This is a genomic window from Kordia sp. E (assembly GCF_056033805.1).
In genome coordinates, this window is record NZ_JBRASR010000003.1 from 936,480 (window position 1) to 962,248 (window position 25,769).

The 25,769-nt window shown below is 31.7% G+C and carries 9 protein-coding genes and 1 pseudogene; 8 read left to right on the forward strand and 2 right to left on the reverse strand.

Annotated features, from left to right (window positions below):
• Positions 1-3: 3 nt before the first annotated feature.
• The 3 genes from moaCB to ACUUYC_RS17315 all read left to right on the forward strand — a co-directional run bounded on the left by moaCB (position 4) and on the right by ACUUYC_RS17315 (position 3,300).
• Complete coding sequence (gene moaCB, locus ACUUYC_RS17305) at positions 4-915, forward strand: bifunctional molybdenum cofactor biosynthesis protein MoaC/MoaB (RefSeq protein ID WP_474267928.1); 912 nt, start codon at positions 4-6, stop codon at positions 913-915.
• Complete coding sequence (gene moaA / locus ACUUYC_RS17310) at positions 915-1,922, forward strand: GTP 3',8-cyclase MoaA (RefSeq protein WP_474267929.1); 1,008 nt, start codon at positions 915-917, stop codon at positions 1,920-1,922. The genes moaCB and moaA overlap by 1 nt, the downstream gene beginning before the upstream one ends.
• A 97-nt stretch (positions 1,923-2,019) precedes the next feature.
• On the forward strand, positions 2,020-3,300 hold the full coding sequence (locus tag ACUUYC_RS17315; protein WP_474267930.1) for an acetyl-CoA hydrolase/transferase family protein: 1,281 nt from the start codon (positions 2,020-2,022) through the stop codon (positions 3,298-3,300).
• 76 nt (positions 3,301-3,376) lie between these two features.
• Here ACUUYC_RS17315 and ric read toward each other — a convergent pair whose 3' ends face one another.
• Positions 3,377-4,099 carry an iron-sulfur cluster repair di-iron protein gene (ric, locus tag ACUUYC_RS17320; protein ID WP_474267931.1) on the reverse strand — a complete coding sequence of 241 codons (723 nt, stop codon included), beginning with the start codon at positions 4,097-4,099 and terminating at the stop codon, positions 3,377-3,379.
• Between the two features lie 6 nt (positions 4,100-4,105).
• Entirely contained in the window at positions 4,106-5,356 is a 1,251-nt protein-coding gene (locus ACUUYC_RS17325) for an alginate export family protein (RefSeq protein WP_474267932.1), read from the reverse strand.
• Between the two features lie 136 nt (positions 5,357-5,492).
• Here ACUUYC_RS17325 and ACUUYC_RS17330 point away from each other — a divergent pair.
• The 5 genes and pseudogenes from ACUUYC_RS17330 to ACUUYC_RS17350 form a co-directional block, all read left to right on the forward strand.
• A pseudogene (locus tag ACUUYC_RS17330) lies at positions 5,493-5,608 on the forward strand (magnesium chelatase subunit ChlI family protein); the annotation flags it as partial.
• Between the two features lie 584 nt (positions 5,609-6,192).
• Positions 6,193-6,717 carry a UpxY family transcription antiterminator gene (locus ACUUYC_RS17335; protein ID WP_474267933.1) on the forward strand — a complete coding sequence of 175 codons (525 nt, stop codon included), beginning with the start codon at positions 6,193-6,195 and terminating at the stop codon, positions 6,715-6,717.
• A gap of 18 nt (positions 6,718-6,735) precedes the next feature.
• The gene (locus tag ACUUYC_RS17340) at positions 6,736-15,432 is read left to right on the forward strand and encodes a non-ribosomal peptide synthetase (protein WP_474267934.1); all 8,697 of its coding nucleotides are present in this window, start codon (positions 6,736-6,738) and stop codon (positions 15,430-15,432) included.
• A 72-nt stretch (positions 15,433-15,504) separates the two neighbouring features.
• A complete protein-coding gene (locus tag ACUUYC_RS17345) occupies positions 15,505-24,708 on the forward strand; it encodes an amino acid adenylation domain-containing protein (RefSeq protein ID WP_474267935.1) in 9,204 nt (3,067 codons plus the stop codon).
• Positions 24,705-25,694, forward strand: a complete 990-nt coding sequence (locus tag ACUUYC_RS17350) for a TauD/TfdA family dioxygenase (protein WP_474267936.1) — start codon at positions 24,705-24,707, stop codon at positions 25,692-25,694. Before ACUUYC_RS17345 ends, ACUUYC_RS17350 begins: the two co-directional genes overlap by 4 nt.
• Positions 25,695-25,769: the final 75 nt, after the last annotated feature.

Below are 25,769 nucleotides of genomic sequence, written 5' to 3' on the forward strand. Positions count from 1 at the left end.
GATATGGTAGATATTACACATAAAGTCAACACACTCAGAATTGCTACAGCACAAGCCATAGTTCGTGTGAGTACGCAAGAAACAATCACGGCTATTTTAAAAAAGACAGTTCCGAAAGGTGACGTATTTGCCATGAGCAAAGCAGCAGGATTATTAGGCGTAAAGAAAACTCCTGAATTATTGCCAGACTGTCATCCATTGCCAATTGAATACACAGGAATTGACTATGAAATCAATGGATTAGAGATTACAGTAGTATGTACCATAAAAACAATTTATAAAACGGGTGTTGAGGTAGAAGCGATGCATGGCGCAAGTATTGTTGCCTTAAATATGTATGATATGTTGAAACCGATTGATAAAGGAATTGAAATTCATCAAATAAAATTGATTTCTAAAAAAGGAGGGAAGTCTGATTTTAAAGATCGATTTAGAAAAGATCTTACAGCTGCGGTCATTGTTTGTTCGGATACCATTTCTGCAGGACAAAAAGAAGACAAAGCTGGAAAAGCAATCATGCAAAAACTAGAAGAAAGTCATGTTGCAATTTCTGATTACATAATTATTCCTGATGAAAAAGAAATCATTCAAGAAAAAGCAAAAAAATATCAAGCAGCAGGCGTTGATTTAATTATTTATACAGGAGGAACAGGATTGTCTAAAAGAGATATTACGCCTGAAGCATTAACACCTTTATTAGATAGAAAAATACCAGGAATAGAAGAAGCAATTAGAAGCTACGGACAAGATAGAACACCATATTCAATGTTATCAAGAAGTGTAGCTGGAACATTCAAAGATACATTGGTATTAGCATTGCCAGGTTCAACCAACGGCGCTAAAGAATCTATGGATGCTATATTTCCTTCTTTATTACATGTTTTTAGAATTTTTAAAGGCGCAAGACACGATTAATGAATACAGATCAAAACATACTAACCGATACTTTTGGAAGAGCACACCAATATTTGCGCATTTCGCTGACGGAACGCTGCAATTTACGATGTACGTACTGTATGCCTGCGGAAGGAATTTCGTTATCTCCAAAGTCACACTTAATGACCGCTGAAGAAATCTATACGATTGCGAAAACATTTGTAGCACATGGAGTTACTAAAATTAGATTGACAGGTGGAGAACCATTGGTACGAAAAGATGCTTCTTTAATTTTAGAAAAACTAGCAACGTTGCCAGTAGAATTAGCCATTACAACCAATGCAATTATAGTAGATAAACACATTTCAACCTTCAAAGCTTTTGGAATACAACACATTAATGTGAGTTTAGATTCTTTAGATCGTGAAAAATTTAAGCAAATTACCCGAAGAGATTATTTTGAAAAAGTGTATGCTAACATATTGCTTCTCGTTGCTGAAGGATTTAAAGTGAAAGTAAATATTGTCTTAATTAAAGGATTTAACGATGATGAAATTATAGACTTCATAAATATAACGAAAGAACTTCCTGTGGTTGTTCGTTTTATAGAATTTATGCCTTTTGATGGTAATCAATGGAACCTTAAAAAAATGGTCTCATTAGATGAAATTATGAATACGGTTTTTAAAACATTTCCAGCTTTGGATGTTGCTCGACTTGAAGATGCATCGAATGATACTTCCAAAAATTTTGGAATAAAAAACTATAAAGGTTCTTTTGCTATCATTAGTTCTGTAACGAATCCGTTTTGTGATTCCTGTAATAGATTGCGATTAACAGCCAACGGGCAATTGAAGAATTGCTTATTTTCTAATACTGAATCTGATGTGCTTTCCGCTTTGCGTTCAGGGAAAGATATAACTAAGGTTATTCAAAAAGCAGTGCAAGCAAAACTAAAAGTGAGAAGCGGAATGAATACGCTTGAAAAACTTAAAAACCCTCAATTACATTCAAAAAACAGAAGCATGATTACAATTGGTGGATGATTTAGAAAATGTTTGTTTATAAGATTTGAAATTCATGATTTATGTCATTTTATCTGCTAGAATTTCACCCAACCTTTGCACTTATAAATTTACACAGATGAATTCAGATACTATAAAAATAGTAACGGCTGAGAAAGCAGTTTCTATTGTAAAATCGAATGATAAAGTTTTCTTTCAAGGAGCCGCAATGACTCCAAATGTATTAATAGATACGTTGTGCGAACGTTATAATGAAATAAAGAATGTAGAAATTATTCAAGTACATACACATGGAAAGGCAAAATATTTAGAGCAACCGTATAGCGACTCTTTTAAATTAATTAGCTGTTTTGTGGGCGATAATGTTAGAAAAGGAGTCAACTCCAATAATGGTGATTATATTCCTATCTTTTTAAGTGAAATTCACTGGTTATTCCGAAGAAATATATATCCTTTAGATGTCGCATTTATTCAAGTTTCTTTGCCAGATAAACATGGATATTGTTCGTTAGGAACTTCAGTAGACATTACGTTGCCAGCAATACAAACGGCTAAAACGGTAATTGCTCAAATAAACCCGCAAGTACCAAGAACACATGGAGACGGAATAATTCACGTTAGTAATATTGATTATGCAATAGAAGTAAATAGACCTATTCATGAATCGGCTACAGGAACGCCTTCTGCGATAGAAACTAAAATTGGAAAACATGTTGCAAGTTTAATAGATGATGGCGCAACTTTACAAATGGGAATCGGAAATATCCCGAATGCTGTATTACACAACCTAACAAATCATAAGCGCTTAGGAATTCATACAGAAATGTTTTCTGATGGAATTTTGCCTTTGGTAGAAAAAGGAATCATCACAGGAGAAGAAAAAGAAATCAAAACTGGGAAAATAGTGACTTGTTTTGCGGTTGGTTCTCAAAAATTATATGATTTCATTGATGACAATCCGCTAGTGCATTTTAAAGAAGCAGGTTATACAAACGATACTTCTATCATAAAATTGAATCCTAAAGTAACAGCAATAAACAGTGCTATTGAGATTGATATTACTGGACAAGTTTGCGCAGATACCATAGGGAAATATCAATATTCTGGAGTAGGAGGACAAATGGATTTTATAAGAGGCGCGGCACTTTCTCAGCATGGGAAACCTATTTTTGCAATGCCTTCCGTTACGGCAAAAGGAATTTCTAAAATCACACCATTTCTAAAAGAAGGAGCTGGCGTTACCACAACAAGAGCACATGTACATTATGTAGCTACAGAATATGGAGTCGTTAATTTATTTGGTAAAAGTTTAAAACAAAGAGCAAAAGCATTAATCTCTATTGCACATCCTAATTTTAGAGAGGAATTAGAAAGAGAAGCCTATAAAAGATTCAATTAATATAACCTACAAACATAAAAAGAGCATCTAAATTTAGATGCTCTTTTTCTTCAAACTAATATTACTACCTACGATTCTAACCCAATAACTTTGCTTCTAATGCAATAGCTTTTGGATGTAAAATATTATTCTCTAAATGTATATGTCTGTGTAAATCTTCTTCAAACTCTTGTAGCTTCGCATACAAAGCTTTAAAAGTATTACAAGCGCCTTCTGGCGGCATATAATTAGTAGTTAATGCTGCAATTTCTTTAAAAATATCTCCAGCATTTTCGTGTTCATATTCCATCATTTTTATTGGATTATGAATCGTTTTAAAATTAGGGATATTCAACTCAGTTTTTTCAACTTCCGCAGTAGCGAGTTGTTTGATGAATGGAAACAGTACAAGTTCTTCTTTTTGTAAATGCTTCATCAATTCATTGGCTACATTATGAAACAATTTATTTATTTTAACAACTTCAGGGTAGTGTTCACCATGTACCTTAGCAACTTTGTTTGCATACTGAGATAGTAATGGAAGACTTTCTTTTACATAGGTATGATGAATATTCACAATATGATCTATGAGGAATGTCAAATTCCAGGTGTCATATGCGTACGCGCGATCTACAATTTTAGTAACATCTAACAATTCTTTTTCTAAAAGCGTTTGATCTACATTATTTTTAGCGCAAGCTTTCTCTAAAGTAATTCCACCGCCACAACAAAAGTCGATTCCATGTTTTTTAAAAACATCCGCAGTTTTTATATTCTCTGTAACAAAATCTGCTACAGTCTTTTCTTTTGTTGTCATCATAATATTTTATTTATTCGTTTGGAATAAAGTTGGCTTTATTACAATCATTACCCAACCCCAATTGTTTGTGTTTCCGTCAGTATTTCCTTTTAAGATTTCCATTCCGTCTGAAGCAAACATGTGGGAATATCCAGCTTTTAGCGAAACATATTTTTGAAGTTTGTATGCGTATACTATATCTAACTCGTTTCCAAGTTGCTTATCGCTAAACTCAGCAGCAGCAGAAAAATTATGAAGTGCAAGATTTAAATTTGACTTCTCGTTTAGTTTAAAATTAGCGCTGGCATAGAAATCTAATAATCCGACATTATTGATATGATTTCCAACATAGAAATAATCCATTAAACCGTTAAACTTATGATTCGTTCCATAAAAAGGAGTAAAAGCATTGTTATCTCCATTTGCTGGAGCGCCATTATCATTACCACTTTGTAACTCTACACCTAAACCAATTTTAGTTTTTTGAGAAGCTTTATAGATGGCTTCTAATCCTAATAAATAAGCACTAAGATTGTTGTCGGCTACATCATTTCCAAACTGATAGTATAGGTTTCCTGTAATTCCAAATTTACCTTTGTTGTATTTTAAATGTGTTCCTAAGGTTTGACTATAACGTGTATCATTATTATCGGCATTATTAGTATCAATAAACTGCAAACCGTTATTTAAAAGTAAAAGACTTCCTGAGAAATTCTCCCAATCTTTATGTAGCCAAGCATATTGAAAACTCTTATACGTATTTGTATTTAACGTAGTTCCTGTTAATGTTTGCCCATCTTGATTGAAGGCAACACCTATATCTAACTTAAACTTGTTTTTACTGTATTTAAGTAAAGCTACATCATGACTTCTAGCTTGTTGTGCCCAACCTACATTTCCAAAGAAACGACTATCATCATATATAATTTCTTGTCGACCAAGTTTTAATGCGAAATTTTCAGACAACCAAATTTTTGCCCAAGCTTCATGAAGTGAAAACCCGTTATTATCGGCGCTATTTAATTGTGCAACATCTCCCCAAACTCTAACATCTTGTAAGCTAATATAGAAATCTAGCTTCTCCATTATAAAACCTGCATTAAGTCGTGTACGTTGAGATACAAAAGCAGCTGGATCAGTATCATCGGGAAATAATGTTTTAAAACCATGACGGTATTCAAAACGAGGACGTAATTCAGCATCAATTTTTAATTGCGCATTCATGTTTGTTGATAAGGCAATAAAAAAGACGATTATATAAATTCTAATTGACTTCATAATTTTAGTATATATGTTATTATCAACACAAAATTAGAGTATCCAAATCCATATAAATATGATAATTGTCAGTTCTTAATAATCACAGTTGATTCCATCTATTTTATAAAAATTATGATTTTATTTGATTAAGATAATATCTAAAGTAGTTAGAACTATTGATGATTTAAGTGAAGAACCAATATTTTACCAAATCATATTGCAGAAGCCATTCAATACAAAAGTTTGGACAGAGAAGTTTGGTTGAGATAATACTAAATTGAAGTCTATTATATAGTATCAAACTTACTTATGTAATACAGATATTATGCAAATTAAATTTACTTTTTAATTAAAAGCGAATTTATTTATTCAATTTGAAAAATAATTATAACATTTAAAAATTGTTTAACTAATTTAATCAATGATTGTATTTTTACGTAAATCAATTTTAAAATATTGCTTCGTATTTTTAGAAAATATAATTCCTTTTTTCATAATTTTCTTTTCTCTTTTTTAAATTAAGAATTTGATTTAAAATTTGTAAGTAACAAACTACTTTATTACGTTGGTATAACGTTCTGTGTAAATAAATTATTTTTGTATCTATTTGTAATGTAGCTTGTTATGATTTTTTGTAAAAAAAATAAAATAAAAATGTTAATTGAATAAAAAAAATATTATCATTGTAGGGAGCAGATTGAAGTGTTGTTTAATAGCATGATTTATCTTCAAAAGAACAATAGTCTGCTAGTATTAGTTAATTTCCCACCCCCACAATTTCTATAAAAAAGCACCTCATGTGACTGAGGGAAGCGAAGCTGTGTTGTTATTTAAGCTAATTTAAATAACTAACAATGAAACATTTATATAATGGATGGCATGTCTTGTATGTAAAATCGAGACATGAGAAAAAGGTGCATGATTTGCTTTCAGAGCTATCATTAGAAGCCTTTCTTCCATTAGTGAAAAAAGTAAAAAAATGGAGTGATAGAAAAAAAATTGTGCATGAACCTTTATTTCCATCATACGTTTTTGTAAACCTCACAAACTCTTTAGATTTTTATAAAGCACTCTCAGTAAGTGGCGCTTGCGCGTATATTCGTTTTGGTAAAGAATATGCTAAAGTAGCTGATAAAGAGATTAGTAAGGTGAAGTTTTTAATAGATGAAGAACAAATTACAGATATAGAAACCAATACTCAGCTTCCAAAAATTGGAGATACTAAAGAGATTGCGTTAGGACCACTTGAAGGCTTGAAATGTGAAGTCTTAAAAGTAAATAATGAAAGTAAGATTATCGTAAGGATTGATTCTTTACAACAGAATATTATAGCTACACTTCCCATTGGCTATTTTCAAGAAATCGAAGAAGTTATCTAAACTACAAAAGGAAATATAGTGACTACCGTAGAAGAAAAAATAAGCATACAATATTGGAATGCTAAATTGAAGGTACAAGATGTTTACGATTACAAACAACTTGGTACTTTTAATACAACAATTGATTTAATTGATTTAGAAAAATTAAAGTATTTTTCTAATATCACATTGGGCAATAAGAATGCAGAATTTACTGTATTCCTCATGATATTTGAAATACTTTCTAAGCGATATTTTAATAATAGTAATTCTATATGTTCAAAAATACGTTCAAAAGGGCATAATGTACATTACTTACTAGATTCTATTGAAAGTAAATCACTAAAAGAATATCTTCAAAGTGTTAAGCATGAGGTGCAAACTGTTTATAAATATGAATTGCATAATTCACTAATACATCAAGAACCTTTAAAAACACTTTTCTATAAAACCTATACACCTTTTGGGTTATTTTATACTGCAAATGAAACGGAAAATAATTCTCAACTTCCATTCACATTAAATATTAAAAAATCTGCTACAAATTTCGAGCTTTCTTTACGATTCTCACAAGATTTTGTAGATAAAGAAGTAGCAACACATTTTTTAAAGGTCTTTAAGATGTGGTTGTTAAATTTAGAAACGTACTTAACGAAAGAAGTTTCTAAAATTCCAATTATCCTCCAAAATGAAAAAGCATTAATAATAGATCAATTTAATAACACTAATCTTGAATACGATAAAAGTCAAAGCTTACTTGATTTATTTGAAAATCAAGTAAATAAAACTCCAGAGGCTATTGCATTATTAATTGGTGATGTGTCACTTACATATAAAGAACTTCATGAGCGCTCTAACCAATTAGCGGACTATATCAAGATTAATTTTACGATTAAAGAAAATGATTTCGTGTGTGTGAAATTAGCACGAAATGAACATCTAATATTTAGTATACTGGCAGTACTTAAGTTAGGAGCTACATATGTTCCTGTGGATATAGAATATCCAGAAACGAGAATTGCATACATAGAGAAAGATAGCAATTGTACATTAATAATTAATGAGGAAATACTAGTTGATTTTCTAAATACTAAAGAAAAATATTCGAAAGAAGCGATTCATCGAAATAGTGAAATAACAGATGTAGCGTATGTGATTTATACTTCGGGAACTACAGGAAACCCTAAAGGAGTATTGATTACACATGAAAATGTCGTTGCAATGATTCAGTGGGCGAAAGCAGAATTTGACGCAACTAATTTTGATGTTGTATATGCAGCAACTTCACACTGCTTTGATTTATCGATATATGAGTTTTTCTATCCACTATCAATAGGGAAGAAAGTAAGACTTTTGCAAAATGCGTTGGCAATAGGAGAAGCATTACAATACGATAAAAAAGTATTGTTGAACACAGTACCTTCTGCAATGCGAAACATTATTGAAAGTGAATATAGTTTAGATTCAGTAAGCATTATCAACTTAGCAGGAGAACCTTTTCCTGTAGATATTGCAGCAATACTTTCTAAAACGAACATTACTGTACGAAACTTGTATGGACCATCAGAAGATACAACCTATAGTACATATTATAAGATATCAGATAAAGTATACAAAACGATTCCCGTAGGAAAACCTATTGCAAACACACAAGCGCTAATTTTAGATGAAAACCTTGAACTTGTGCCAATAGGTGTTAAAGGGAAATTATATCTTTCTGGTAGTGGTGTTGCTAAAGGTTATTTAAATCAACCAGAACTAACAGCAGAAAAATTTATAAAAAATCCATATGCTACTGATTGTAGAATGTATGACACAGGTGATGTTGTACGCTGGTTGCCAAATGGGATTATAGAATTTTTTGGACGAAAAGATCAACAAGTCAAACTACGTGGATATCGTATAGAGCTTGAGGAAATCGAAAATGCTATTGCAGCGTATGCAACAATTCAGCAAACAGTTGTTACAGTAAAGAAGATCCAAAACGATGATGTACTAGTAGGATATTACCTTTCTGATGATGTACTAGATAAAAGTTTACTTAGAGCATATGTAGCAGATAAATTGCCATCATATATGATTCCAAGTTATTTTGTTGAATTGAAAGCGATACCATTAACACCAAATGGAAAGATAAATAGAAATGCGTTACCAAGTATTTCTGAAAGTAATGCAGCACGAAAAGCATATGAAGCTCCGCGAAATGAAGTTGAGCAGCAATTGGTAACTATTTGGGAAGAAGTTACTGGACATGCTACTATTGGAATCCAAGATGATTTCTTTGAATTAGGCGGACATAGTTTAATGATTTCTCAAATTATCAATAAGGTCTACAAAGAAATTGGTAAAGGAATTACATTTAAAATGTTTTATGTAAATCCTACAATAGCAGGATTAAGTGCACAATTAACAGAACGACAATTTTCTGCGATTAAAAAAATTCCAAAAGCTTCTTCGTATCCAGCAACAGCGGCGCAATCACGTCTATGGATGTTAAGTCAACTAGAAGGTGGAGCGAAAGCTTATGAAATGAAAGGAGCATTGCGTTTACAAAGTGTTATTGAGGTTGAGCTATTAGCCGAAGCCGTTAATGATATTGTAGCACGACATGAAATCTTAAGAACTGTGTTTGAGGTAAATGATGATGGAGTATTACACCAACACATTATACCACATTCAGTAATTAACTACAAAATAACGACCAAAGATTTTTCAAATATAGATACTGCAGAAGTAGCAGTACAAGAGTATATAACAAAAGAAATAGATGTAAATTATGACCTCGCTAAAACACCTTTGTTTCATTGCGAGTTACTTAAACTAGGAGCTGAAGATTATATCTTATACATTTCAATGCATCATATCATTGGAGATGGTTGGTCATTAGAAATCCTAACCTCAGAAGTTTTACAACGATATGCAGCATTACAAACAGGCAATCATACAAAAATACCTGTGTTGCCAATACAATTTAAAGACTGTTCAGTTTGGGTAAATGAAGAAAACTCAGCAACAGCAAAAGTAGGAGAAGCATATTGGAAAGGGCAATTTGAAGATGAATTGACCGTATTACAATTGCCAAGTTTCAAGAAAAGACCATTAGTAAAAACATTTTCAGGAAACCAAATAAAGCATACATATGCATTACAGACTTTTGAAAAGTTGAAAGCTTTCTCAAAAGAGCAGCAAGTAACTTTATTTATGACCTTACTATCAGGAATAAAAACGTTACTATACAGATACAGTAATCAGGATGATATTACTATTGGAACACCAATTGCAGGTCGTGAACATCCTGATTTAGAACATCAAATAGGATTATATTTAAATACATTACCAATACGTACGCGCATTCAAGAAAAAGAACGTTTTTCAAGTTTATTGCAACGTGAAAAGGATCAATTATTACAAGCATACGCACATCAAAACTATCCTTTTGATGAATTGGTAGAAAAACTCAACCTTAAAAGAGATACTTCAAGATCACCATTATTTGATGTGATGGTCATCTTGCAAAATCAACAACAATTATCAAATTTCAGCAATAGAAAAGAATTTGAAGATTTAAAAGTTGAATCGTTTGATATTAACAGAAATACATCTCAATTTGATATAACATATACTTTTGTCGTAGCAGAAGAACTTTCAGTATACGTAGAATACAATACGGATATTTATGAAGAAAACTTTATTGAAAACAGTTGTCTGCATTTAGAAAACATATTCAATCAAGTAGTTGATAATCATGAAATCGAGTTAAATGACATTGCCTTACTGACAACAAATGAGGAAGAAGCATTTGGAATCTCGTTAGCTATTATAGAAAATACTGCCGTAAGTTCTCAAACCATAATCGATTCGTTTCAAAAACAAGTATTAAAAGTACCAAATAACGTTGCTTTACTTGCTAATGACGTAACATTGACATATGCTGAATTAGATGCAGTTTCGAATCAATTAGCACACTATTTAATTCAAGAACATTCAATTACTAAGGCAGATTTAGTCGCGGTAAAACTAGAACGAAATGAATGGTTACTCATAAGTTTACTAGCAACATTAAAAGCAGGAGCAACCTATGTTCCTATAGATGTTGAATATCCAAAAGAACGCATTGAATATATTGAAAATGATAGTCAGTCGAAATTGATTATCGATCAAGAAATTCTAATTGATTTTAAATCAAAACAACAACAATATGCTAAAACTTCATTAGAAATTGCTATTGCTTTGGATGACTTAGCATATATCATTTACACTTCAGGAAGTACAGGAAAGCCTAAAGGTGTAATGATTACGCATCAAAATGCAGCTGAACTTGTACATTGGGCACAAGATGAATTTGATGCAACAACATTTGATGTCGTATTTGCAGCAACCTCACACTGTTTTGATTTATCGATCTTTGAAATGTTCTATACATTAGCGGTTGGTAAAACAATCAAGCTACTAAAAAACATATTAGAAGCGCATCAATATTTAAGTTCATACAAAAATATATTACTAAATACTGTTCCTTCTGCAATGCGAAACATGTTAGCAGCTGAAGAAGACTTAAGTAATGTAACTGTGATAAACCTGGCAGGAGAAGCATTTCCTTTAGATATCGCTCACAAATTAGCAAATCATCAAGCTGAAGTTAGAAACTTATACGGTCCATCGGAAGATACCACATACAGTACATGTTATAAACTAACAAAAGCAGAAACGAATAGTATTCCAATCGGAAAACCTATTCGTAATACACAAGCTTATATTTTAAACAATTCACTAATACCATTACCAGTTGGTGTTGTTGGTAAACTTTACCTTTCTGGAACAGGAATAGCGAAAGGATACTTAAACAAGCCTTCATTAACTTCAGAAAAATTTATAGAAAACCCTTTTCAGGAAAATACAATAATGTACGATACTGGAGATTTGGTAAGAAGACTTCCAGATGGAACTATAGACTATATTGGTCGTGAAGATTATCAAGTAAAAATAAGAGGACATCGTATTGAATTAGAAGAAATACAATACGGAATAACACAATACTCAGAAGCTATAAAACAAGCGTTAGTTTTAGTAAAAATTGTAAAAGGAGAAGAACAGTTAGTAGCGTATTATAAGAGTGATAAAGCTGTAGCTAAAGATAAATTACGAACTGCATTGCAACAAAAATTGCCTCAATATATGATTCCAAATTATTATATGGAACTGGAAGCAATGCCACTAACTCCAAATGGAAAAATAGATAGAAAGAAACTTCCTGAAGTTGAAGCTACGATTGTAACAACACAAACATTTGTTGCTCCTACAAATGAAACAGAAGAAAAAGTGGTAGCAATATGGGAAACATTATTGCAACAAGAACACATAGGAATTTTAGATGATTTCTTTGAATTAGGTGGACATAGTTTACTCTTAACAAGATTAATTAATGAATATCAAAAGGAATTCAAAACACGCATCAATCTAAAAGAAATATATGCGGATACAACTGTAAAACACCATGCGCAATTATTAATGATAACGAATAAAACGGGTTATCATAAAATCAAAAAAGTATTACCGCAGGAGTTTTATGAAGTATCACCTTCGCAGACTCGTTTTTGGTTATTATATAAAATTCAAGGGAAATCGAAAGAATTTAATATTTATAGTAAATATGATTTACCAAAGGACTTAAATATAGAAATATTTCAAGCAGCATTCAATGAATTAATTGCACGACACGAAATATTAAGAACCATATTTGTAGAACATGAAGGTGCGCCAAAACAAAAAGTAATACCGCATGCACCAATTACAATTCCATATCATAAAAATATAAATATAGCTGTAGCTGAACAAGATGTGTTTGGTTATGAATTTGAATTAAATACCTATCCATTATTCAAAGTAGCTTTAGCAGAAACAACAGAAGGAACAACATTGTTTTTCAACATACATCATATCTTAAGTGATGGATGGTCATTAAATGTAATCTCAAGAGATTTATTAGAATTATATGAAGCTAAACTTGAAAACAGAACAGCAAACCTTCCTGAATTAATAGCACATTATAAGGACTATACATATTGGCAACATCAAGATTCCAATACAACGCAATGGAATTTACAAAGTGAATATTGGGAAACAAAATTAGAAGGCGAATTACCATACTTACAATTGCCTGCTGATTTTAGTAGAAAAATAAAAACGGCAAAAAGTACATCGGCTTATCAAACAATTTTCTTGAAAGACGAAGTAAAGCAGAAAATAGTAGCATTATCAAAAACAAAGAAAGTAAGTGTATTTTCAATATTTGTTACTACCATAAAGATACTTTTCAATAAATTAACCTCTGAAAAAGATCTTATTCTTGGAATTCCGGTAGCAAATAGAAATCATGACCAACTAAAAGATATGGTTGGATGTTTTCTAAACACAATTATGTTGAGAGATACACTTGATGAAACTATTGAGTTTGAAGGTTTCTTACAAGAAGTCAATCAAACATTACGAGACGGATTGGCAAATCAGAATTATCCGTTTGAACAATTATTGAATCAACTCGATATACCAAAAGAAAACAATCGTTTTCCAATAAGTTCAGTATTCATGAACATGTTAGATTTTAATGTTAATAGTACACGAAAGCTAACATCATTTGAAACAATTACAGGAACATTAGAAGCAAGTCCAAAATTTGATTTTGAATGTTATGTAAAAACTTTTGTAAATGGATTTGAATTAAACTTTGTGTATGATAGTAATCTATTCAAAAGTGAAACAATTTCGTATTGGCTAACAGAATTCACAAATATTATAGATCAAGTTTTAGGAAAAGTAACCATTCCTGTACAAGAAATAAAAGCTTTTGAAACTCCAGTTTTTAAAGTAAATGATGCGACACCAACAAACGCATTTGATGAATTTAAAGCTGAAGAAATAACACAAAGCATTGTTGATCGATTTGAAAAACAAGTAGTACAAACGCCAAATAAAATTGCTGTACATGATAAAAATCAGGCAATAAGCTATACAGTACTAAACGAAAATGCAAATGCTATTGCGCATGAAATTGTAACGTATACAAATAAACAACAGCAACGAGTAGCTTTACTATTAGATCATAATTATACTTGTATTGTTGGAATGTTAGCAGCATTAAAAAGTGGTTGTACATATGTTCCTATTGATGTAAACAATCCAGTTAATAGAACTCAATACATACTAGAAGATGCTGGTTGTAACATTATAATTTGCAATACAACAACATTAGCAAAAGCACAAAAAATAAAATCAGAAATTCCTTCATTGACAATCATAACAATTGAAGAAGGAAAAGTACTTGAACATACTACGAATTTGAACATACAAATTCCTCATACGAATGAAGCATATGTATTATACACTTCAGGTAGTACAGGAAATCCAAAAGGAGTAGTTCAGAATCATACCAATGTATTGCACTTTATCCGTGTATATACGAATGCAGTTCATATTGCTAAAGAAGATCATCTAAGTGTATTTTCAACCTATACATTTGATGCGTCTGTAAAAGATATATATGGCGCAATACTAAACGGAGCTACAGTGCATTTGTACAGTATTCCTGATAATGGATTGGATAACTTGTCTAATTGGCTAGTAGAGCGTAACATTACCATTATACACATGGTTCCTACGGTATATAGACATTTTATAAAAAGTTTAGCAGAAGATCAAGTATTTGAACACATACGCATCATAGATTTAGGAGGAGAAGCATCTTTCAAGTCAGATTTTGATCATTTCAAAAAACACTTTACAACAAATGCCTTTTTAGTAAATGATTATGGTCCGACAGAATCTACTATTGTATTACAAAAATTCTTATCGCATCAATCTAAATTAACTAGAAATAGTATTCCAGTAGGATCGTTAGTAACAGAAACAGAAGTATACATTCTAGGTGAAAACAATCAACAAAAAGGAATCTATCAAGAAGGAGAAATTGTTTTTAAAAGTAATTACTTGTCTTTAGGATATTTAAACAGAGAAGAATTAACCGCAGAAGTATTTACCAAAGATCCAATCACAGGAGAAGGAAGAGTATACAAATCGGGTGATATTGGACGACGTTTGCCAACTGGAGAAATAGAATTCATAAAAAGAAAAGATACACAGATAAAGCTAAACGGATTGCGAATAGAATTATCTGAAATAGAATATCAATTAGAACAATTAAATAATATAAAAGAAGCTGTCGTATTGCTTCAAGAAATAAATAGCAATAAATACATAACAGCATATTATTGTATTACAAATGAAATTGCGATAGGCGAAATAAAAAGTACATTAAAACATGCACTTCCAGAATATATGATTCCAACTGCTTATGTTTTAATGGAGAATTTTCCATTGACTAGAACAGGCAAAATTGATAAAAAGAAGTTGCCAATTCCTAAAGTAGAAAACCTTAAAACTGTTCCATATGTAGCACCAGAAGGTGAATTAGAAAAAGCATTGGTAACAATTTGGGCAGAAGTGTTGCAACTCGAAGCAACAGCTATTGGTGTTAAAGACAACTTCTTTGAATTAGGAGGAAACAGTCTTCAAGCAGTCGTACTAATAAATGCTATTAACAAAACATACGATAGTGTATTATCTATCGGAAACTTATACGAAACATTAAGTATAAGAGAATTAGCAGAAATACTTAATTTCTCAATACAACAACAAAACAATGATGTTGTAGATCAGGATTATGATGAAATCATCCTATAATCATTAAATAAAAAACCAAACCAATTAATACTTGCTTATACGATTTCGTATGAGTAAAAACCGACTTTTTTTGTGAAAAAAGATTTAATTAACAAATTACTTTCTTTAAGTATAAACGTAAAGGTTGTAGATGGAAACCTGAAGATTAATGCGCCAAAAGGTGCGTTAACTAAAGAATTGCTTGCTGAGATAAAATCTAATAAAGATTTTTTAATACAAATATTATCTCCAAAAGTAAAAATTCCAAAAACAATTCTTAGTAACGATTATCCTTTGACTCCGACACAGTATTTTATGTGGTTTACACATGAACATCTTGGTGGAGATAAGGCATATAATATCACGTCTACACTAAAATTAGATGGTAATTTGAATGTGACGTTTTTAACACAAGCATTTCAAAAAGTAATTGAACGTCATGATTCTTTACGAACGATTTTCAAGAAAAATGAGGAGGAAGAAATTGTACAGCATGTGTTGGAACGACAAACAGTTGATTTTGAACTTGAAACTGTAACACTTTCAGCATTCTCAAAAGAACGTATCGTTGAAGAAGTAGAAAAAGAATATCAAAAAGCGTTTGCATTAGATCACGAACTATTAGTAAGAGCAAAACTAATTAGTTGTAAAGATGAACACATTCTTCTATTTGTAATTCATCATATCATTGGTGATGGTTGGTCATTACAAATTTTGGCAAAAGAAGTAATGAAAGTCTATAACAGTTTGGTACATCAACAACCGATCGAGTTACCTTTATTACCTATTCAATACAAGGATTATAGTGTATGGTTGACGGACAATCTAAAAACGAAAGCATATCAAGATAAATTAGCGTATTGGAAAGCGGTTTTTGCCGAAGCAATTCCTGTATTAGAATTACCAACATATCAGGCACGTCCACTAAAGAAAACGTATAATGGTCGAGTATACAATCACAAATTCTCTCCATCTCTAATTCAAGACGTCAATACATTTGCTAAGGAACACCAAATGACATTGTTCATGATGTTATTAGGAAGTATCAATGGTGTATTTTCAAAATATACAGGTCAAACCGATATCACTTTAGGAACTACAGTTGCAGGGCGATCAAATGAACAATTGACTCATCAAATAGGATTATTCTCTAATGCATTGCCAATTAGAACCAAATTTGCCAGTAACGATTCATTCTTAGCCTTATTAAAACAGCAAAAAAATACGTTACTAAAAGCCTACGAAAACAAAGAATATCCGTTTACGGAATTTGTAAAGCAACTTTCAATTCCTAAAGATCAAAGTAGATCGCCGTTGTTTGACATTATGGTATTATTACAAAACCATAGAGCGTTAGAAATTAATGATGAAAAAGAAGTACAAGGAATAAAAACGTCTATATATGATGAAATAGAACGAGGTGTAAGTCAGCAAGACATCACATTTATTTTTGAAGAAAAAGGAACAGCTTTAGAACTTAATGTAGAATACAATACAGATCTTTTTCAAGAAGATTTCATTGTTCAATTCATTTCTCACTTTGAGAATTTTACTAGCAATGGTTTACAACAACCAGAAACTACTGTAGAAGAGTTGACAATTATATCAGAAAGAGAAAAGTTTAAAATTTTATCAGAATTCAATACGGAAACAGTTTCTCATACAGAAGAAATTACTGTTTTAGAATTACTAGCAAAACAAGTTGAAGCGCAACCAGAGTCTACTGCATTACTATTTGAAAACACACGTATATCATATGCAGAATTAGATGCACAAAGTAGTAAACTAGCAAATTTCTTAAAAGAGAATTTTGCTATTGAAAAAGGAAACTACATTGGTATTGAATTGGCGCGTAGTGAATGGATGATCATAACAATGTATGCTGTGTTGAAAGCAAATGCAGTATATATTCCAATTGATCCGAGTTATCCAGAAAAAAGAAAAACATACATCTATTCGGATAGTGATTGCAAGTTGAGCATAAACGATCTATTTATTTCGGATTTTATAACGAAAAGTGACAAGTATCAATCAACTATAACAACGGATATTTCAGGAAATGAAATAGCATATGTAATTTATACTTCTGGTTCCACAGGAAATCCAAAAGGAGTACAAATTACACATCAATCATTACTCGATTATACATGTACGTGTAAAGCTTATTTCAACATAAACAATACAGATAAACTTTTACAACAAGCTAGTATTTCGTTTGACACTTCGGTAGAAGAAATATTTCCAATACTTAGTAGTGGAGGCGAATTAGTAATCTACAAAAACAACAATGACTTTGAAGGATTGCTTCGTGCTTGTGAAACACATAAAATTACAATACTAAGTACCAATCCGTTTGCATTACAATATTTAAATCAAACCTATCAGGAATATGATTTCAAATTTAGGATTCTTATAAGTGGTGGCGATGTTTTAAAACCTAGTTATATAAATAATCTATGGGATAAAGCGAACATCTACAATACGTATGGTCCAACTGAAAGTACGGTTTGCGCAACATACTATAAAGTAGAGAGTCTAGATGCAATTACAATTCCTATTGGAAAACCTATTGCCAACAGACAAGTATACATTCTAGAGCCAAATTCAACAAAACTAAGTCCACTAGGAATTCATGGAGAAATTTGTATCGCTGGAGCAGGTTTAGCAAAAGGATACTTAAACCAACCAGGATTAACTGCGGAGAAATTTATTCCGCATCCATACACAAATGGAGAACGTTTATACAGAACAGGAGATCTTGGAAAATGGCTTCCTGACGGAAACATTTCATTTGAAGGACGAAAAGACGAGCAAGTAAAAATAAGAGGATATCGTATAGAACTTGGCGAAATAGAATATGCGCTAACAACTCAAAAAAACATAGCGGAAGCTATTGTATTAGTAAAAGAGAAAAATGGTGAAAAAAGTATTGTTGCATATCTAGTAGGAACAACAATTACAATAGATGAAGTAAGAACTCAGTTGGTAAAAGAACTTCCTGAATACATGCTTCCAAATCACTATGCAATTGTAGAAGCAATTCCAATAACTGCAAACGGAAAAACAGACAAAAAAGCATTACTAGCATTAGAAATACAGCACAATTCTGAAACAGTATATATTGCACCACAATCTACTATAGAAAAACAAATAGTAGCTATTTGGGAAAGCTTACTCGATGTTGCACCTATAGGACTTACAGATAACTTTTTTGAGCTTGGCGGACATAGTTTGAAAATTGTGAAATTTATCAACATCGTTAAAAAAGAATTCAATCGTAAACTAAGTGTGCAGGATATCTTTACGATGCCAACAATTGGGATGTTAGTATCTAGTAACCTATTCGAAGCAACTACAGAAACAGATTCAGCAAGTATACAAAAGGTAGCGATTTCAGAAAATGGATATCAGCTTTCACCGTCACAATATAGATTATGGATATTAAGTCAGTTTGAAGCTTTATCTACAGCGTACAACATGCCGTATGATATAATTTTAGATGGAACATATGACTTTAGAAATTTAGACAAAGCAATTCATGCTACCATAGCGCGCCATGAAATACTACGTACAATATATAAAGTAAATGCAGCTGGAGAAGTACGTCAATGGATTCTTCCAAAAGAAGCGCTAGAATTCAATATAAATTACATTGATTACAGTGATGCTATAAATCCTATGGAAGCGGCTAGAAACTATATTCAAAAAGACTCGTATTTGCCTTTTGATATTGTTGCTGGTCCATTAGTAAGAGTAGCTGTATTGCAAGTTTCAAAAGCACAATTCATACTATATTACAACATGCATCATATTATAAGTGATGGTTGGTCAATGGAAATATTGGCGAAAGACATCATGAATTTCTATGAAGCATATCAAAAAGAAGCAACGCCAACACTAAAGCCGTTGGAAATTCAATATAAAGATTATGCAGCTTCACAATTGCAAAAAATAAATGAAGGCGCATTCAAATTGCATGAAGACTATTGGTTAACACAATTTTCGGGAGAATTACCAGTAGTAAACTTACCTAGTAACAAACAACGTCCGTTAGTAAAACAGTATGAAGGAAAAGGCGTAGAAACTTATATATCTAAAGAAACAACAGAAAAGTTACAGCAATTTGGACAACAGCAAGGCGGAAGTATCTTTATCAGTTTACTAACCATATGGAATATATTATTACATAAATATACTTCGAGTAAAGATCTCATTATTGGAACTTCGGTTGCAGGAAGAGATGCATTTGAACTAGAAAATCAAATAGGATTCTATGTAAACACGCTTGCATTACGAAATCAACTTGACACTGAAGATAGCTTTGTAACATGTTACGAAAAAATCAAAAACAATACACTTGATTCGTACGAGCATCAAGCATATCCTTTTGATCGTTTGGTTGAAAAACTAGACATAAAAAGAGATGCTAGCAGAAATGCAGTATTTGATGTAATGCTAACCATGCATAATGCAAGTCAAAAATCGGCTGCTGAAGATGTATTACTTTCAGAAGAAATAAACGATACAGGATTAAAAATGTCAAAATTTGATATTGATATCATCTGTAAAGAAGTTTCTGGAGGAATTCAGTTAAGTATCACTTACAATACCAGTATTTACGAAGCTGGAATGATTCACAACTTAGTAAAACATTACAAGCAATTAATTGATGAATTATTAGCCAAGCCAAAAGAAAAAATAAGCGAAGTAGCATTCTTAACGGAAGCAGAAAAGGAAAAACAATTACTGGAATTTAATACGACTGCAACAACGTATGATGCTTCACAAACAGTAATAGATAGCTTCTTGCAACAAGTAAGCAAAACACCAACAGCAATTGCATTACAAACAAAAGATAAGACGTTCACATATTCAGAACTTGATCAAATATCAAATCAATTTGCAAACTACTTAGCAGCAAACCATCAGGTTGGAGTAGAAGATATGATAGGAATTCATTTGGCGAAAAGCGAATGGATGTTAATCTCCATACTTGCGATTCTAAAATGCGGTTCGGCATATATTCCGTTAGATTTAAATTATCCGAAAAGTAGAATAGATTTTATTCAAGAAGAAACAAACTATAAAGTTTGCATTACCAAAGACTTCATTGCAGACTTTACACAAAATCAAGATGCATACGTAACTGACGCTAAAATAATAGTAAAACCTACGCATACTGCTTATATAATCTATACTTCTGGAAGCACAGGAAAACCAAAAGGAGTTGAAATAAAGCATGCTTCATTGGCAAACTATTTACAATGGGCAAAAGGATATTATTTAACAAATAATACATTAGTAAATACAGATTTTGGATTGTTTACTTCTTTATCTTTTGATTTAACAGTTACGAGTATTTTTCTACCAATCGTAAGTGGAGGAAAATTGATCGTAAATACTGAAGATGATGTTGCAGAACAATTAAAACAATACTTTGAAAGTTCTATTTCATGTATCAAAATTACGCCTGCACACATTAGTATCCTACCTAAAATCGGAATTACAAAAACTGCTATTGAAGTAGCTATTGTTGGTGGAGACATGTTAACAATACATCAAGTTGAAATATTACGAAATTTAAATCCTGCCATTAAAATTTACAATGAATACGGACCTACGGAAGCAACTGTAGGATGTACAATACATGAAGTTGTAAATACAGCAGAAGAAATAATAATAGGGAAACCGATAGCAAATACACAAGCGTATATTTTAGATTCGAAGAACAATCTACTTGCTGAAGGCGTAACAGGAGAATTATGTATTAGTGGAAATGGTTTAGCAAAAGGATATTTAAACAGAGAAGAATTAACTTCTGAAAAATTTATTCCGCATCCTTTCAAAGCCAAAGAAAAATTATACAAAACAGGAGATTTAGCAAAATGGCTTCCAGATGGAAACATTGGACTATTGGGAAGAATTGACAACCAAGTAAAGCTAAATGGATATCGTATAGAGCTTCAAGAAATAGAACGACAATTACTTGCGCATACAGAAATAACGCAAGCTGTTGTATGTGTAAAAGAAATTGAAGAAGGAACAAAAGTATTGATTGCTTTTATAACTTCAGAAACAACACAAAAAAGCGCGGCAATTAGAAGTTTCCTAATGGACAAATTGCCAGCATATATGTTGCCTAATTATACTATTCAAGTAGATGCAATTCCGTTAACACCAAATGGAAAAACAGATACGCGTGCTTTGTTATCTATAAACATTGCAGAACTAGAAAGTAGTGAAACATACATTGCGCCAACTACTGTAAAAGAAAAAGTAATAATAGCAGTTTGGGAAGATGTATTGAAACGAAAAAGGATTGGAATTCATGATAACTTTTACAATTTAGGAGGCGATTCTATCAAATCAATTCAAATTGTAGCACGATTAAAACAAAAAGGATATCAAATAAAAGTAGAGCACATTCTACAAAATCCAATTGTAGAAAGTTTAGCAAAACTCATCACAACACAAACTAGAACAATAGCACAAGCTGAGGTTTCTGGGAAAGTTGGACTAACACCAATACAAGCATACTTTTTTGAAAATAAAAATATTACAGTACCAAATCATTTCAATCAATCTGTACTATTAAAAAGTACAACAGCATTAGATACAGATATTCTACATAAGACGTTATTAAAATTAGTAGCGCATCACGATGCGTTGCGTATGAAATACACTAAAGAAGAAAATAGTTGGCTACAAACCAATCAATCAACTGAAAGTGCACATTACGAACTAGAAGTACATGATTTACGAAAAGTAGAAAATGCAGACGAAGAAATGGAAGCTCTAGGAAGTGCATTGCAAGCTTCAATTGATATCACAACTGGACCGTTACTAAAAGTAGGATACTTTAAGCAAAATGATGGAGATTACATTGCACTGATCATACATCATTTGGTTGTTGATGGAATTTCGTGGCGAATTTTACTAGAAGATTTTTCTACAACGTATGCGCAATATAGCAAAGGAAATACGGTACAGTTACCATTAAAAACTGATGCATTTCAATATTGGGCTTTAGGGCAAAAAGAATACGCTTCAAGTTCAAAAATAGCAGCAGAAAAACAGTATTGGAATTCAGTTGTAAATCAAACAATAGATCCTTTAACTGTTGACTATAGTATAAATGACAACATACAATTAGAAAGTAAACAAGCGTTTACGCTAACAAAAGAAGAAACAGCTTTACTACAAACTAAAGTTCCAAACGTATACAAAACAGAAATTAACGATGTATTGTTAACGGCTTTAGGATTGGCAATCAAAGAAGTATTTCAACAAGCACAAACGGTGATCCAAATGGAAGGTCACGGACGTGAAGATATTATTGAAAATGCAGACATAACAAGAACAATAGGATGGTTTACTTCCATGTTTCCATTTGTATTAGATCTTTCAAACTCAGCAGACAAAAGAAAAAATCTAATCTATGTAAAAGAAGCTGTTAGAAAAATTCCAAACAAAGGAATAGGATATGGAATCGTTCGATATTTAACGCCTAACTTCAATCCAAAAAATAAAACTTCAATTACGTTTAACTATTTAGGGGATTTTGGAAATGCTGTTGGAGATGAATCTGGTCAGGCTTTTGAATTCTCTTCAAAATCGATTGGTGAAAATGTAGCATCACAAAACGGAAATGATACCATACTCGATATCTCAGGAATGTTAGTGCAAGATGCATTAAGCATGTCAATTCGATATTCAAAAGCAATTCATAAGGAAGCTACCATAGAAAAATTGGTGGCAGCATATCAAAAACAATTACAAGTATTTATAACTGAATTTGCAACAGAAACACAAAGTTATAAAACACCTTCAGATCTTACTTATAAAGGACTAAGCGTACAAGATGTAGTAAAAATAAATAAAGAAAACACAGTTGTAGACATCTATAAACTATCACCATTACAAAAAGGAATGTATTTCTTATGGTTGTCAAATGCTTCTACAACATTATACTTTGAGCAAACTTCATTCACGATAACAGTAAATGATTTAACACTAGAAAATATTGAAAACGCATATCAAAAACTAATAAATAGACATGCGGTACTACGTACAAGCTTTAGTAATGATTATGCAGGAGAGATTTTACAAATAGTTCGTACCAATGTGCAAGGTAAATTTTCGAGTGAAATAGCACCGAAAAACTTAACGGATAATGAAGTAGCAACATACATTAAAAACATAAAATTAGAAGATCGAAAAGTAGGATTCAATCTAGAAGATGCTTCTCAAATACGATTACAAGTAGTACAATTAAAAACAAATGTATTTCATTTCATCTGGAGTTATCATCACATTCTCATGGATGCTTGGAGCGCAAATGTGCTAATTGATGAATACTTACAATTAATCAAAGCAACATTGGCAAAAACGGAAGTCAAATTTCCTAAACCGCCAGCATACGGAACATACATTCAATTGTTAGAAAGTTTTAAAAATGAAGACTCTCTAAACTATTGGAAAAACTATCTATCTGGATATAACAATCGAATTTCAAAACCATTTGTCATCAAAAAGCAAACGGAAGAAAAAAGCTTCCATATGGCTATTGAAATGTTGAATGTTACAAATGAACTCTATACGGAATTAGATACCTTTTGTATGACACACAATATTACACAAAACGTATTCATACAGGGAATTTGGGGATATCTCTTATCAATATATAACAATATAAATGATGTTGTATTTGGAATGGTTGTTTCAGGAAGACCTGCCGAATTGAATGGTGTGGAAAATATGGTTGGATTGTTTATAAACACAATTCCTGTGCGAATTAGTTACCAAAAAGAAGATTCGGTACTAAACTATTTAGAAGGCATAAAAAACAAGGCATTAGGTGGAAATGATCATCATTACATTGGATTGTCAGAAATTCAATATCAAAATGAATTAGGAAATGATTTAATTCATCATACGGTCACATTTGAAAACCTACCATTACAGGAAGAAGTTGTAGAAAATGCTGATAAAATAAAAATACAATCGCCAGAAGTATTTGAAGAACCAAGTTTTGATTTTGACATTATTGTAGTTCCTTTTGAAACAGCAATCGAAATCAACTTCCGATACAATACTACTAAATACGATGGAGCAATAATCAAAGATTTAGTAGCGAACTATACCATTCTATTCAAAGAATTCTTAAAGAACCCAACAACAATGCTTGAAACTTTGAAATCGTCAATAACGATTCAAAATCAAAAAAAATCGCCTCGTGCAGCATTGAAAAATCTTAAAAATATAAATAGTAACAGACTGAAAAAACAAATGTTATGAATCGACTCGCAAGATTAAAAAGCATAAAAGTTAAAGAAGTAACAAACACAGAAGAAGTGAAAACTTCATTCTTTGAAGGTCAATTACAATTTCCATTAGTTGTGAAACCTACAAACTCAGGATTAAATCTATACAATTGGATTGAAGAAAACCTATCAAAATTTAATGGTGATATTCAAAAATATGGATCAGTTTTATGTAGAGATTTTAAAATAAATACTGTTGAGAAATTTCAGCATTTAATGACTATTTTTCCTAACGATTTGTTAGAATATAAAATGAGGTCTTCGCCACGGTACTCATTAACAGATAATGTATATGTGTCTACTACATATCCAGAAGATCAAACTATACAAATGCACAGTGAAAGTTCGTATGCGCCAAATCATCCAGAACGAATTGTATTCTGTTGTATTACAGCTGCTGAAGAACAAGGAGAAACACCAATAGCTGACAACAGAAAAATTATATCACATCTAAGTGAAGCTACAAAACAGAAATTCTTAGAAAAAGGAGTGCAATACCGAAGAAATCTTAGTGGATTATTAGGATTGAATTGGCAAGAAGTATTTCAAACTTCAGACAAACAAGAAGTAGAAGAAGAATGTAAGCGAACTGGGATGAATTTTGAATGGAAAGATGAAGAAACGTTGATCTTAACCTGGACAAAAAAAGCAATATGGAATCATCCAACGACAAACGAGCAAATATGGTTCAACCATGGATTGTTCTTCAATAAATACATGTTAGATGAGTCAGTGCTAAACTCAGTAAACTCATATGACGATCTTCCAAACGATACATTCTTTGGAGATGGAACAGAAATTTCTAGAGAAGAAATAGAAGAAATAAAAGAAGCATATGCAAAAGCTACGACTGCATTTCCATGGGAAAAAGGAGATGTATTATTCTTAGATAACATGTTGTTTTCTCACGGAAGAAGACCTTACAAAGGCGAGCGAAAAATTATTGTTTCGATCTCATAAAACGATCGATCAAAAAGTAAATCAATTAACTACTAAAGTTCTTTTTTAAAAGAACAAAAACCAATTAGACTAACT

Coding starts and splice junctions, on each gene's coding strand:
- ACUUYC_RS17335 (WP_474267933.1), top strand. CDS start 6,193: ATGAAACATTTATATAATGGATGGCATGTCTTGTATGTAAAATCGAGA.
- ACUUYC_RS17350 (WP_474267936.1), top strand. CDS start 24,705: ATGAATCGACTCGCAAGATTAAAAAGCATAAAAGTTAAAGAAGTAACA.
- ACUUYC_RS17315 (WP_474267930.1), top strand. CDS start 2,020: ATGAATTCAGATACTATAAAAATAGTAACGGCTGAGAAAGCAGTTTCT.
- ric (WP_474267931.1), bottom strand. CDS start 4,099: ATGATGACAACAAAAGAAAAGACTGTAGCAGATTTTGTTACAGAGAAT.
- moaA (WP_474267929.1), top strand. CDS start 915: ATGAATACAGATCAAAACATACTAACCGATACTTTTGGAAGAGCACAC.
- ACUUYC_RS17325 (WP_474267932.1), bottom strand. CDS start 5,356: ATGAAGTCAATTAGAATTTATATAATCGTCTTTTTTATTGCCTTATCA.
- moaCB (WP_474267928.1), top strand. CDS start 4: ATGGTAGATATTACACATAAAGTCAACACACTCAGAATTGCTACAGCA.